We start from the raw sequence: 12182 nt of genomic DNA on the forward strand, positions 1-12182 counted from the left end.
CCAACCTGGCGATTGCTGGTGCGACCGACTGAGATACCGCCGTTTGCGGCTCTGGATGCCTCAAAGCGGAATATTGTCGTGCTTCTTCCAGGGGTTCTGCATGTCCTTGTTGCGCAGCATCCGCAGTGCGCGGGCGATCCGGCGGCGGGTCGAGTGCGGCATGATCACCTCATCGACATAGCCACGCTCGGCAGCGACGAAGGGTGACAGGAAGCGATCCTCGTAAGCCTTTGTATGCGCTGCGATCTTTTCCGCATCGCCAATGTCCTTGCGATAAATGATCTCGACCGCCCCCCTGGCGCCCATCACCGCGATCTGCGCCGTCGGCCAGGCGTAGTTCATGTCACCGCGCAGGTGTTTTGACGCCATCACGTCATAGGCGCCGCCATAGGCTTTTCTGGTGATGACGGTGATCTTCGGCACGGTGGCTTCGGCATAAGCGAACAGCAGTTTCGCGCCATGCTTGATCAGCCCGCCATATTCCTGCGCCGTGCCGGGCAGGAAGCCGGGGACATCGACAAAGGTAACGATCGGGATCGAGAAGCAGTCGCAGAAGCGCACGAAGCGCGCCGCCTTGCGGCTGGCGTCCGAATCGAGCACGCCGGCCAGCACCATCGGCTGATTGGCGACGAAGCCGACGGTACGGCCCTCGACCCGCCCGAACCCGGTGACGATGTTCTTGGCGAAATTCTGCTGGATCTCGAAGAAATCGCCTTCGTCGGCGGTCTTTAAGATCAACTCCTTGATGTCGTAGGGCTTGTTGGCGTTGTCGGGGATCAGCCGGTCGAGCGACAGATCATTGTCGGTGACCGACTGGTAGCATTCGATCTCGGGGAGCTCCGATGTGTTGGAGGCGGGCAGCAGGTCGACCAGCCGACGCATCTGCAGCAGCGCCTCCACGTCATTGTCGTAGGCGCCGTCGGCGATCGAGGATTTCGTGGTGTGGACCGAGGCGCCGCCGAGGCTCTCGGCGGTCACCGTCTCGTTGGTGACGGTCTTCACCACATCCGGTCCGGTGACGAACATGTAGGAGGTGTCGCGGACCATGAAGATGAAGTCGGTCATCGCAGGCGAATAGACGTCGCCGCCTGCGCAAGGACCCATGATGAGCGATATCTGCGGAATGACACCGGACGCCAGCACGTTGCGCTGGAAGATCTCGGCATAGCCGCCGAGTGCAGCGACGCCCTCCTGGATGCGCGCGCCGCCGGCATCATAGAGGCCGATGATCGGCGCGCGGTTGCGCAGCGCCATCTCCTGCACCTTGATCACCTTCTCGGCATGGGCTTCCGACAGCGAGCCGCCGAAGACGGTAAAATCCTTGGCGAAGAGATAGATCGGGCGGCCATTGACGGTGCCCCAGCCAGTGACGACGCCGTCGCCGGCGATCTTCGTCTTCTCCATGCCGAAATCGGTCGAGCGGTGCTCGACATACATGTCGAATTCCTCGAACGAGCCCTCGTCGAGAAACACCTCGATGCGTTCACGCGCGGTGAGCTTGCCCTTCTTGTGCTGGGCATCGATGCGGACCTGGCCGCCACCCATGCGGGCGATGTCGCGGCGGCGCTCGAGTTCCTTCAGCACGTCCTTCATCGGTTATCCTCCCAGGCCAGCAGCATTTCGTGGTAATCGTGCCGGCAAGCGAGTGCAAGCACCGCTTGCGCTGCGGTTTTGTTGCGCTGCAGCATGACGCCTCTTGCATTTGGCAGCGAACTGGGCCATATGCGGCGACATAGGCGCTTGGGCCGGGAACAATCCGGCCTTCTCGACAAATGAGACTGGTTGCGTCTGTTTTCCCTCTTTCCGGTATATCGGCCCCTCTTTCCGGTACATCACAAAGCGGCGAAAAAGCCCCGTGGCATGACGCCTGCGGGCACGACAGCGCAGCCGAGTGGACGAAACCGTCCGCCCGCCTTGTCGTTTCATGACAATTTATCCGACGGCAGGTTGCGCCCTGCCGCCATTGATGTTTGCGGCCATGAGCCGCGTGAAAGAAGAATATTTTGACCAACGAAAACACTTTGCTCGGTACTGGGGAACTCTCCGGTTTCGCAGCACTTGGAATTACGGGCGCGCTGCTCAAGGCGACCCATGCCGCCGGCTTCACCGAGCCGAAGCCGATCCAGACCCAGGCAATCCCGCCACAGCTGGAGGGCCGGGACATTTTCGGCATCGCCCAGACCGGTTCGGGCAAGACCGCGGCCTTTGCGCTGCCGATCCTGTCGAAGATCATCGCTCTCGGCACCAAGCGCCGGCCGAAGACGGCGCGTGCGCTGATTCTGGCGCCGACGCGCGAACTCGCCGTGCAGATCGAGGACATGATCAAGCTGCTCGCCAAGGGCGCGCATGTCTCGACCGCGCTCGTGCTGGGCGGCGTCTCGCGCTTCAGCCAGGTGAAGAAGGTCGCTCCCGGCGTCGACATCCTGATCGCCACACCAGGCCGGCTGACCGATCTGGTGCGTGAGGGCGACCTCGTGCTTGCCGACACCAAATGGCTGGTGCTGGACGAAGGCGACCGCATGCTGGACATGGGCTTCATCAACGACGTCAAGCGCATCGCGAAGGCGACCGCTCCGGACCGTCAGACGGTGCTGTTCTCGGCAACCATGCCGGCCGAAATCGCCGAACTGGCGAAAGGCCTGTTGAAGAACCCGATCCGCGTCGAAGTCGCCCCCCACAGCACGGCGGCGGCCGAGATCGTGCAGGGCGTCGTCTTCGCCCGCACCAAGCAGAAGCGCCAGGTGCTGTCGACGATGCTCGCCGACGAGGCGATGAAGTCCGTCATCATCTTTTCGCGCACCAAGCATGGCGCTGACAGGGTGACCAAGGACCTCGAGCGCGACGGCTTCAAGGCCGCCGTTATCCACGGCAACAAGTCGCAGAATGCCCGCCAAAAGGCGCTGAACGATTTCCGCGAGGGCTCGGTGCGCATTCTCGTGGCGACGGACATCGCGGCGCGCGGCATCGACGTCCCAGGCATCAGCCATGTCGTCAATTTCGACCTGCCTGACGAAGCCGAAAGCTATGTCCACCGCATTGGTCGCACCGGCCGCAACGGCATGGACGGCATCGCCATCACGCTTTGCGACCCGTCGGAAAACAGCAAGCTGCGCCAGGTGGAGCGCATCATCCGCACCAAGCTGCCGATCGTTGCCGACCATCTCGGCAACCCTGATCCGCAGCGCAATCCGGCTGAAAAGAACGAGCGCTTCGAGCCGGCCAATGATCGCAACGGCAATGGTCGTCGCGACGGCAGGCGGCCCGGTGGCGAGAACAAGGGCAACGGGTTTGGCAAGAAGCGCTTCGGCGACAAGCCGGCATTCGCTGGCGAGCGCAAGCCTGAAGGCGCCAAGCCCTTCAAGGGCAACAACAAGCGCCGCTTCGGCGGCAAGCGTCCGGCGGCGCGGGCTGCGTAAGCCAGACCGCTTCGCAATCAGTCAAGCCTAGGCTGGCTGATTGCTCGTGACTGACAAAGAAAGGGCGGCTGAAGCGATGCTTCGGCCGCCCTTTTTGTCGTAAGCTACTTGGCCACGCCTCGACCCAGACGGCGATCCTTTGCGCCAGAAAGGCGGTGGTCGATGGCGACAGCGCGTCGCCGGCGATGACGTGGTTGTCGGGGTCGCCGCTGTTCTCGACCGGAACCAATTCGTGCGGCCCGCCCCAGCGCGCGGCGATTTCGCGGGTGCGGTCTTCGCGCACCACTCTGTCAGAGTCCGAAAAGATGAACAGGGCAGGGATGGTCGCCTTCTCCACCGGCGCGCCATAAGCAAGCTCGGTCAGCGCCTGCATCGGCAGCGTCGCGGCAATTGGATATCTATAGGTCCAGAATTTCTCGTGCAGCGCGTTGCGCGGCACGAAACTGTGTTCCTTGCCGGCGACGAGTTTTGCGATCTGTTTGCCCCACGGCATGGTCAGGATCTCGGCACCGGATGCCTGGACGCCGAAATTCGGCGAGATGAACGCAATCGCCGCCACCCCGTCCGACGCGCCCGGCTGCGTTGCCGCCCATGTCGCCAACGAGCCCCCGGTCGAGGTCGAGATGACGATCACCTTGTCGCCGATCGCCCGGCCGATGGCGAGTGCCTCCTCATAGTCGTTGATCCAGGCATTGACGCTGCCTTGCGTCATCGCCGCGCCGTCCTGCCCGTGACCGGTAAGGCGAGTGTAGAACAGATTGGCGTCGAGCTGGTCGGCCACTTCGTCGGGCAGCGGGCGGACCTCTCCCTTCGAGGCGGAAAAGCCGTGGATATAGACGATCGACAGCGGCGTCCTGGCATGCACCATCGGATTGGCCCAGACGATCTCTTTCTCCAGCCCGTCCCGGATGCCGGGTATGACGGCTTCCGTCTTCGCCACATAGGCCTGCGGATCGTCGCGGATGACCGAGGGATCGAAACGGATCGTGGTGTCGACAGGAACGTGTGGGCCAAGCACGGAAGCCAATGAAAGGACTGCGACAAGGCCCAGCACAGCAAGCACGATCCGTCGCCCCATCGCAGAGTCCAGAGAATAATTTCTCAGCCTATGGCGGCGGCCACAAGCAGGCAACGTGCCGGCTCGAAGCGGGCAGCTCGCCGATTGCGATGCCGTTCTACTCGCTTGGCGGTTTGCGGTCGTAGTGCAGCGGCCGGGCCTTCCAACTGGTCATGAGGCTGATCACCCCTCTGCACAGCGGCCTCGGTAGCAGGCTGAGCAGCTTCAGCGGCCAGCTCAACCGGCGCGGGAAGGTGACTTCGAAGCCGCCGGACTTGATGCCACGCGCCATGCGGCGCGACGCTCGGCTGACCGGCATCAATCCCGGCATCGGCAGCATGTTCTTCTCGGTCAGCGGGGTGTCGATGAAGCCCGGATTGATCACCTGGATGCGCACGTTCATCTTGTCGAAATCATACTTCAGCGATTCCGCCAGGATGTTGATCGCCGCCTTGGTGCCGCCATAGGCAGCCGTGGTCGGCCAGCCGAAATAAGCGGTGACCGAGCCGACCAGCACGACGTGGCCGCGCGCCCGCACACGCATGCGCTCGACCGCAGGCACCAGGCCGTTGACGATGCCGAAATAGTTGACCTCAAAGGACCGGCGAAAGTCGGCGACGGCGAGACTCTCGCCCGGTGTCGATATGTAGTTTCCGGCATTGAAGACGGCGAGCACGATGGGACCGAGCTCCTTCTCGATAGCGGCGACGGTCTTTGCCATGCGCGGCTCGTCGGTGACGTCGCAGGGAAAGGCCGTGACACTGCCCGGCATCTGAGCCGTCTCGACGGCAAGCGTGTCGATCGGATCGTCGTCGAGCGCGGTCACCGCGACGGCGTAGCCCTGGGACGCAAGATCCCTGGCCAGCGCACGGCCGATGCCGCTGCTGCCGCCCGTGATCCAGGCGACGCCGTGCTTCGGGTTGGCCCGATAGAGTGTCATGCTGCGCCCTGTCGACTTGTTCGTGTCCTGCTCTAGCGATGAAGAAATCGAATGAAAAGAGTGCTTTTCATCGCCGCGCGGAAATGAACTGTGGGGCATGAAGGCGATGTTGAGAAGCGTTGGCGCGATAACAGTGCCGCAAATGCGACTGGACCAGACAAATTCTTGCCTTGAAACCGAAGCTTCGGGTTTCTAGGGTTTCGGCGCACCTACACAAGGAATCCTGAATGCCCCGTTCTGTGATCGACGCGATCGGCAACACGCCTCTGATCCGCCTCAACAAAGCGTCTGAACAAACCGGTTGCGAGATCCTGGGCAAGGCCGAATTCATGAACCCGGGCCAATCGGTCAAGGATCGCGCCGGTCTGTTCATCATCCGCGACGCCGAGCAGCGCGGGCTGCTGAAGCCCGGCGGCGTCATCGTCGAGGGAACGGCCGGCAATACTGGGATCGGGCTGACGCTGGTTGCCAAGGCGCTGGGATACCGCACCGTCATCGTCATCCCCGACACCCAGAGCCAGGAAAAGAAGGACACCATCAAACTGCTCGGTGCCGAGCTGATCGAGGTGCCCGCGGTGCCTTACAAGAACCCCAACAATTACGTGAAACTGTCGGGGAGGTTGGCCGAGCAGATGGCGCGGACGGAGCCGAACGGCGCCATATGGGCAAACCAGTTCGACAATGTCGCCAACCGTGACGGCCATATCCGCACCACGGCGCAGGAAATCTGGAACCAGACCGGTGGCAAGGTCGACGGCTTTGTCTCAGCGGTGGGTTCGGGCGGAACGCTGGCCGGCGTCGCCTCCGGGTTGAAGGCCAAGAGCAAGGACGTCAAGATTGCGCTCGCCGATCCGCTGGGCGCCGCGCTCTACAGTTTCTACACCAGCGGTGAGTTGAAGTCCGAAGGCAGCTCGATCACCGAAGGCATCGGGCAGGGGCGCATCACCGCCAATCTCGATGGCTTCACGCCGGATTTTTCATTCCAGATCCCAGACGAGGATGCGCTGCCGATCGTCTTTGACCTGATCCAGGAAGAGGGCCTTTGCGTCGGCGGCTCGACCGGCATCAACATTGCCGGCGCGATCCGTCTGGCGCGCGAACTTGGGCCCGGCCACACCATCGTGACCATTCTTTGTGACTATGGCACGCGCTATCAGTCGAAGCTTTTCAACCCGGAATTCCTGCGAGAAAAGAACCTGCCGGTACCGGGTTGGATGGAACAGCGCAGCACCATTTCGGTACCGTTCGAAAAGGTCGCGTAATGGCGCACAAGACGGAAGCGCTTTTTCGCGACGACGCCTATCTGCGCGCGGCGGACGCTACAGTCATTGCGGTCAACGACCGCGGCGGCATTATTCTCGACCGGACGATCTTCTACGCCACCTCGGGCGGCCAACCGGGCGATACCGGTCATCTTGAACGCGCCGACGGCGGCCACATCGCCATTGCCGCCACCATCACCGGTGAGACCAAGGACGAGATCATCCATGTGCCGGCGCTGGAACAAGGGGTGGCGGAGGTTGGCGAGCGGGTGAAACTTGCCATCGACTGGGAACGGCGGCACCTCTTGATGCGCATGCACGCGGCTTGCCACCTGCTCACCGTCGTCTGCCCGTTCCCGATCACGGGGGCGGCGGTTTCCGAGGACGACAGCCGAGTCGATTTCGATATTCCCGATGCCAGCTTCAGCAAGGAGGAAGTGACGGCCAGCCTGATGGATCTGGTGCGGGCCGATCACCCGATCTTCACCAGGCTGATCAGCGACGAGGAACTGGCCGCGAACCCCGGCCTCGTGAAATCCAAGAACGTCCGGCCGCCGGTTGGCACCGGCAAGATCCGCCTGGTCTGCATCGGTGACAATGCTTCGGTGGACAGCCAGCCCTGCGGCGGCACCCATGTCAAAAGCACCGGCGAAGTCGGCGAAATCCATATCGGCAAGATCGAGAAGAAGGGCCGCGAGAACCGGCGCTTCCGGATCCGCTTCGGCCCGATGCCGGTGAACTGATGCATGTCGCCTAAAAGTGGCCCCGGTTTTGGGACAACCACAAGGACTTAAAGCCACAAGGACTTAAAGCGCGTCGCCTAGATCCGCTTAAACGCGACGCGCTTTAATCAGACAACCAGCGCCAAAAGGCGTGCAGGAGAACAAAATGGCCGAGGACAGCCCTTTCACCGTCGATGCGGACTGGCTGCAGCAGCGCCTCGGCGAACCCGGCCTGACGATCGTCGACGCGTCCTGGTATCTGCCGGCGCAAAAACGCGCTGCGCGCGGCGAATACGAAGCAGCCCACATCCCGGGCGCACGATTTCTGGATCAGGATGCGGTTTCGGACCCGGCTTCGGCGCTGCCGCATACATTGTCGTCGCCGCAGCATTTTGCCCAGTATGTCGGTTCCATGGGCGTTTCGGCCGACGACACCATCGTCGTCTATGACGGTCCGGGCTTCTTCTCCGCGCCTCGGGCGTGGTGGATGTTCCGGGTGATGGGCGTCTTCCAGACGTATATTCTGGACGGCGGCTTCGATGGTTGGAAAGCGGCCGGCCGGCCGGTAACGGCCGAACCGACCAAGATCGCGCCAAGTGTATTTCATGCGGATTTTGATGCCGGTCGCGTCGCCAGCCTCGCCGACATGCGCCGGATCGTCGATACCGGGGAAAGCCAGATCGCCGATGCCCGTGGACCGGGCCGCTTTACCGGCACGGAGCCTGAACCGCGCGCGGGTATCCGATCGGGCCATATGCCTGGCGCGCGCAATCTGCCCTATTCGGCGCTGTCGGAAAATGGCGAGCTGCTGTCGAAGGACCGCCTGCGCAAGGTGATCGAGGGGGCTGGCATCGATCTGTCGAGATCCGTCATCACCTCGTGTGGATCCGGCATTACAGCCGCGGTGGTGACGCTGGCGCTGGAAACTCTTGGCCATACCGACAACAGGCTTTACGACGGCTCATGGACGGAATGGGGTGGGCTCTCCGACACGCCCGTCGTGACCGGCAAGGAATGAGGACGATGGAAAACGGCGCTCTGGAAGACATCGAAGTCACGGTGACGTTTCTCGAGATGAATGTGCCGCCGGCTTATTCGCCACCGGTGCCCTACAACCGCCAGGTCGCGCTTTTGAAGACCAAGGAAATTCCCCTGCATTTCTACCGCTACCTGATGGATCGGGTGGGGCGAAAATGGCACTGGGTCAATGTGCTGAGGCTGGATGACGATGAGCTTTCAGCCGGTATCCACCGCGAGGACCGCGACATCAGGGTGCTCTATCTCGACGGCGCGCCCGCCGGCTTCTTCGACCTCAAGCCGCACTTGCCGGAAGAGGTCGAACTCGCCTATTTCGGCATGATGGAACATGCGACCGGGCAAGGCATCGGCAGATGGTTCCTGGGCTCGGCGATCGCGGCGGCATGGTCGTACGGGCCGAAGCGGGTGACGGTGCAGACCTGTACGCTCGATCATCCGGCGGCTCTGCCGCTCTACCAGAAGCTTGGTTTCGCACCGGTGGCGCAGAAGAAGGAAGTCGTGCATCCGCTGCCGTTCCTCGAGCGCTCGGCCAGCGTCATGCGGCCGTGACATCAGTTGGTCCGTTCGGTCCTTCGACACTTGGCAGGAATCGGGTGGGAAGTAGCGGCGTGGGCGCATAATTTCCGGTCAACGACACCGGAGATCTCATCATGACCATCCAGTTCAAAGCTCTGCCGACCGAAGATGTCAGGGCGCTGCAGCGCGGCGGCCCCGATGCCTACGGCCAGACGCCCGAGCGAAAGATCTCCGATGGTGACGGCATGCCTTGCCGGCACTGTCTGAAAAACATCGCCGCCGGCGACGCCTACCTCACTCTGGCCTACCGGCCATTCCCGGAGCTTCAGCCCTATGCCGAAACCGGGCCGATCTTCCTGCATGCCGAAGAATGCGACCGCGCCGCCGAGACCGACGCGCTGCCCGAGGTCCTCGAAAGCCCCGACTACATCGTGCGCGGCTATGGCAGCGATGATCGTATCGTCTATGGCAGCGGCGGCGTCATCCCGACCGCAGCGATCGCGGCGCGAGCCGCAACCTTGTTCGAACGCCACGATATCGCCTACGTCCATGTCCGCTCGGCGCGCAACAACTGCTACCAGTGCCGCATCGAGCGCGCCTGAGGCGTTAAGACCGCCGGCGGAGGGGCTGTCGTACTCCTGTCGCATCGTCGCGATAGAAACCGATTGTCGATCGATTTGCCGACCGCGGATGAACCGGCGGGAAATCTCGACATCGAGGAAGCGGGGCTTTGGCTCCGCTTTTTTGTTGCCCGCCGTCAGGTCAAGAAAAAACCCGCCGGAATGAACCGGCGGGCTGACGAGAGGTCGCTTTAAGGTGAAATCAGGCCGCGAGAACGGCTTTCGGCTCAACCAGCTCGTAGCCGAGCGCCTCGGCGACCGCCCGGTTGGTGATCTTGCCCCTGTGGACATTGAGGCCGTTGCGCAGGTGGTGGTCGTCGACCAGCGCCTTCAGGCCCTTGTCGGCGAGCTGCAGGCCATAATGAAGCGTCGCGTTGTTGAGCGCGTGGGCCGACGTGACCGGCACCGCGCCGGGCATGTTGGCGACGCAGTAGTGGATGACACCGTCAACCTCATAGGTCGGCTCGGCATGGGTGGTGGCATGCGAGGTCTCGAAGCAGCCGCCCTGATCGATGGCGACGTCGACCAACACCGAGCCCTTCTTCATGCCTGACAGCATTTCGCGCGAAACCAGCTTGGGTGCGGCGGCGCCCGGAATAAGCACGGCGCCGACGACGATGTCGGCCGAAAAGCACTCTTCCTCGAGCGCCTCGACGGTCGAGTAGCGGGTGTGAACCCGGCCGGCAAAGAGGTCGTCAAGCTGGCGCAGGCGCGGGATCGAGCGGTCGATAATGGTGACGTCGGCGCCAAGACCCGCCGCCATCCTGGCCGCGTGCAGGCCGACCACGCCGCCACCGAGCACGGTGACTTTGCCCGGCAGCACGCCGGGCACGCCGCCGAGCAGCACGCCGCGGCCGCCATTGGCCTTCTGCAGAGCCGTGGCGCCGGCCTGGATCGACAAGCGTCCGGCAACTTCCGACATCGGCGCCAGCAGCGGCAGGCCGCCACGGTCGTCGGTCACGGTTTCGTAGGCGATGGCGGTTATGCCGGAGGCGAGCAGGCCCTTGGTCTGCTCCGGATCCGGAGCCAGGTGAAGATAGGTGTACAGGATCTGGCCGTCGCGAAGCTGCGCCCATTCATTGGGCTGCGGCTCCTTGACCTTGACGATCATGTCAGACTTGGCGAACACGTCGGCAGCCGTCTTGGCGATCGTGGCGCCGGCGGCACGGTAGGCATTGTCGTCGGCGCCGATGCCGGCCCCTGCGCCGGTCTCGACCAGCACTTCATGGCCATGGGCGACATATTCGCGGACCGAGCCGGGCGTGAGGCCGACGCGGTATTCGTGGTTCTTGATTTCCTTGGGGCAGCCGACGCGCATTTTCTTCTCCTGATCCGGCCCTTTTGGGCTCGTTCCCTGTATTGGTGGAGTGAACCACGAATTCGTTGCGCAGGTGTTTGCGAATGCGCTTGCGCCAAGGGGCGCGTTTCGATAATCGTTGCGCAAAATAGTGAGATGTTCGCAGGATTCACGAAAAATGCCGCTCGACAGGATCGATATCGCCATTCTCGAGACTTTGCAGAAGGATGGCAGGATACCCAATGCAGCACTTGCCGAGAAGGTTGGTCTATCGCAGTCCGCGTGCTCGCGCCGGCTCGACAATCTGGAGAAATCCGGAACCATCCGCGGCTACCACGCCCGGCTTTCCAATGCCGCACTTGGCCACCAGATGACGGCGATCGTGCACATATCGCTGTCGGGACAGTTCGAGAAGACGCTGTCGGATTTCGAGGCGGCGATCAAGCGCTGTCCGAACGTGCTGTCCTGCCACCTGATGTCAGGCGAATATGACTATATTCTGAGGATCGCGGCAAAGGATCTCGTCGACTACGAGCGTATCCACAAGGAGTGGCTGTCGGCGATGCCGCATGTGACCAAGATCAACTCGTCGTTCGCCTTGCGTGAGATCGTCGACCGCACGGCGATGGGCATGAAGCCGGAAATGGCCTAATGCCAAAGGCACACCCGGACGTCCTTCCCAACATAGCATGCGCCTTCGCGGCGAAGTTCTCCCCAATCTCCTGGTTCACCGTGAGTTTCGCGAATGTCCGAATTCCCATAGCCTTCCCAAAAATCACCGTCCTTGTAGACAACTGCCCAGTAATCTTCGGACATTTCACCAGCCCCACTATTCGTATCAGGATAGTCGATGCCTGCAAAAACTTGCCGAGGCCCCTGGATATTAAAATCGCCACCCTTCTCGATTTGATAAGAGCATCTTCCGGATATGCGTGTCTGACCGCTAACAATAAGCAGGCAGCGGCCCCATTTATAACCGCTCGGTAAACGATGCTGTGGTTGCGCATGCGAAGGCGAAAAGGAAAAAGCAATTGCAAGGGCAGCCGCTATAGTTTGTCCGATCATCATCTGTCTTGAAGCAGCCAATCTAAAGAGCGACCGGACACTGCTGGATCCGCCCAGAGCACATGTCGAAACGGCCCGCCGCAGCATGGTCCCCTTAAGGATCATATTGTTTATCGACCAAGTCGGATTTTTGTCACGTGACATTTGCGCTGCTACACGGCGGGAGTATGTTTCGATTGAAACGCGTTGGGTCCGTACCTGAGGTGTTTTACGTCGGGTGATCCCGCCCAACCAGCCTCGCTGCTGTCG

The 12182-nt window shown here is 62.1% G+C and carries 12 protein-coding genes and 1 pseudogene; 8 read left to right on the top strand and 5 right to left on the bottom strand.

Annotated features, from left to right (window positions below):
* Positions 1-60: 60 nt before the first annotated feature.
* A complete protein-coding gene (locus AC1RZR_RS22705; protein ID WP_477279546.1) occupies positions 61-1593 on the bottom strand; it encodes an acyl-CoA carboxylase subunit beta in 1533 nt (510 codons plus the stop codon).
* A gap of 410 nt (positions 1594-2003) precedes the next feature.
* Between AC1RZR_RS22705 and AC1RZR_RS22710 the strand changes: the two genes are divergently transcribed.
* A complete protein-coding gene (locus AC1RZR_RS22710; RefSeq protein WP_379097770.1) occupies positions 2004-3416 on the top strand; it encodes a DEAD/DEAH box helicase in 1413 nt (470 codons plus the stop codon).
* A gap of 115 nt (positions 3417-3531) precedes the next feature.
* On the opposite strand, the pseudogene AC1RZR_RS22715 reads toward AC1RZR_RS22710, so the two are convergent.
* Both AC1RZR_RS22715 and AC1RZR_RS22720 read right to left on the bottom strand, forming a co-directional pair.
* Positions 3532-4494: pseudogene (locus AC1RZR_RS22715) on the bottom strand (alpha/beta hydrolase); the annotation flags it as partial.
* A gap of 97 nt (positions 4495-4591) precedes the next feature.
* Positions 4592-5413 (bottom strand): SDR family oxidoreductase, encoded by an 822-nt coding sequence (locus AC1RZR_RS22720; protein ID WP_481826048.1) that lies wholly within the window; start codon positions 5411-5413, stop codon positions 4592-4594.
* 227 nt (positions 5414-5640) lie between these two features.
* On the opposite strand from AC1RZR_RS22720, the gene AC1RZR_RS22725 reads away from it, so the two are divergent.
* The 6 genes from AC1RZR_RS22725 (at position 5641) to AC1RZR_RS22750 (ending at position 9766) form a co-directional block, all read left to right on the top strand.
* Positions 5641-6675, top strand: coding sequence for a cysteine synthase A (locus tag AC1RZR_RS22725; RefSeq protein WP_477279550.1), 1035 nt, complete (start codon positions 5641-5643; stop codon positions 6673-6675).
* The gene (locus AC1RZR_RS22730; protein WP_477279552.1) at positions 6675-7418 is read left to right on the top strand and encodes an alanyl-tRNA editing protein; all 744 of its coding nucleotides are present in this window, start codon (positions 6675-6677) and stop codon (positions 7416-7418) included. The genes AC1RZR_RS22725 and AC1RZR_RS22730 overlap by 1 nt, the downstream gene beginning before the upstream one ends.
* A 145-nt stretch (positions 7419-7563) precedes the next feature.
* Entirely contained in the window at positions 7564-8415 is an 852-nt protein-coding gene (sseA, locus tag AC1RZR_RS22735; RefSeq protein ID WP_481826049.1) for a 3-mercaptopyruvate sulfurtransferase, read from the top strand.
* Positions 8416-8420: 5 nt separating this feature from the next.
* The gene (locus AC1RZR_RS22740) at positions 8421-8984 is read left to right on the top strand and encodes a GNAT family N-acetyltransferase (protein ID WP_477279556.1); all 564 of its coding nucleotides are present in this window, start codon (positions 8421-8423) and stop codon (positions 8982-8984) included.
* A gap of 101 nt (positions 8985-9085) precedes the next feature.
* Complete coding sequence (locus AC1RZR_RS22745; RefSeq protein WP_477279558.1) at positions 9086-9553, top strand: DUF1203 domain-containing protein; 468 nt, start codon at positions 9086-9088, stop codon at positions 9551-9553.
* Positions 9554-9616: 63 nt separating this feature from the next.
* Positions 9617-9766, top strand: a complete 150-nt coding sequence (locus AC1RZR_RS22750) for a hypothetical protein (RefSeq protein ID WP_477279560.1) — start codon at positions 9617-9619, stop codon at positions 9764-9766.
* Positions 9767-9773: 7 nt separating this feature from the next.
* Here the strand turns inward: AC1RZR_RS22750 and ald are convergent, their stop codons facing one another.
* Positions 9774-10889 (bottom strand): alanine dehydrogenase, encoded by a 1116-nt coding sequence (gene ald, locus AC1RZR_RS22755; protein ID WP_481826050.1) that lies wholly within the window; start codon positions 10887-10889, stop codon positions 9774-9776.
* A gap of 157 nt (positions 10890-11046) precedes the next feature.
* On the opposite strand from ald, the gene AC1RZR_RS22760 reads away from it, so the two are divergent.
* Positions 11047-11520: an Lrp/AsnC family transcriptional regulator gene (locus AC1RZR_RS22760; RefSeq protein WP_010909317.1), complete on the top strand. Its 474-nt coding sequence runs from the start codon at positions 11047-11049 to the stop codon at positions 11518-11520.
* Here AC1RZR_RS22760 and AC1RZR_RS22765 read toward each other — a convergent pair.
* Complete coding sequence (locus tag AC1RZR_RS22765) at positions 11517-12077, bottom strand: hypothetical protein (protein ID WP_477279564.1); 561 nt, start codon at positions 12075-12077, stop codon at positions 11517-11519. The genes AC1RZR_RS22760 and AC1RZR_RS22765 overlap by 4 nt on opposite strands.
* Positions 12078-12182 lie beyond the last annotated feature (105 nt).

This window comes from Mesorhizobium bavaricum, from assembly GCF_056781655.1.

What these genes read in the sequence shown, in the direction of transcription:
- AC1RZR_RS22705 (WP_477279546.1), bottom strand. Translation starts at nt 1,593, where the DNA reads ATGAAGGACGTGCTGAAGGAACTCGAGCGCCGCCGCGACATCGCCCGC.
- AC1RZR_RS22720 (WP_481826048.1), bottom strand. Translation starts at nt 5,413, where the DNA reads ATGACACTCTATCGGGCCAACCCGAAGCACGGCGTCGCCTGGATCACG.
- AC1RZR_RS22725 (WP_477279550.1), top strand. Translation starts at nt 5,641, where the DNA reads ATGCCCCGTTCTGTGATCGACGCGATCGGCAACACGCCTCTGATCCGC.
- AC1RZR_RS22730 (WP_477279552.1), top strand. Translation starts at nt 6,675, where the DNA reads ATGGCGCACAAGACGGAAGCGCTTTTTCGCGACGACGCCTATCTGCGC.
- sseA (WP_481826049.1), top strand. Translation starts at nt 7,564, where the DNA reads ATGGCCGAGGACAGCCCTTTCACCGTCGATGCGGACTGGCTGCAGCAG.
- AC1RZR_RS22740 (WP_477279556.1), top strand. Translation starts at nt 8,421, where the DNA reads ATGGAAAACGGCGCTCTGGAAGACATCGAAGTCACGGTGACGTTTCTC.
- AC1RZR_RS22745 (WP_477279558.1), top strand. Translation starts at nt 9,086, where the DNA reads ATGACCATCCAGTTCAAAGCTCTGCCGACCGAAGATGTCAGGGCGCTG.
- ald (WP_481826050.1), bottom strand. Translation starts at nt 10,889, where the DNA reads ATGCGCGTCGGCTGCCCCAAGGAAATCAAGAACCACGAATACCGCGTC.
- AC1RZR_RS22760 (WP_010909317.1), top strand. Translation starts at nt 11,047, where the DNA reads ATGCCGCTCGACAGGATCGATATCGCCATTCTCGAGACTTTGCAGAAG.
- AC1RZR_RS22765 (WP_477279564.1), bottom strand. Translation starts at nt 12,077, where the DNA reads ATGTCACGTGACAAAAATCCGACTTGGTCGATAAACAATATGATCCTT.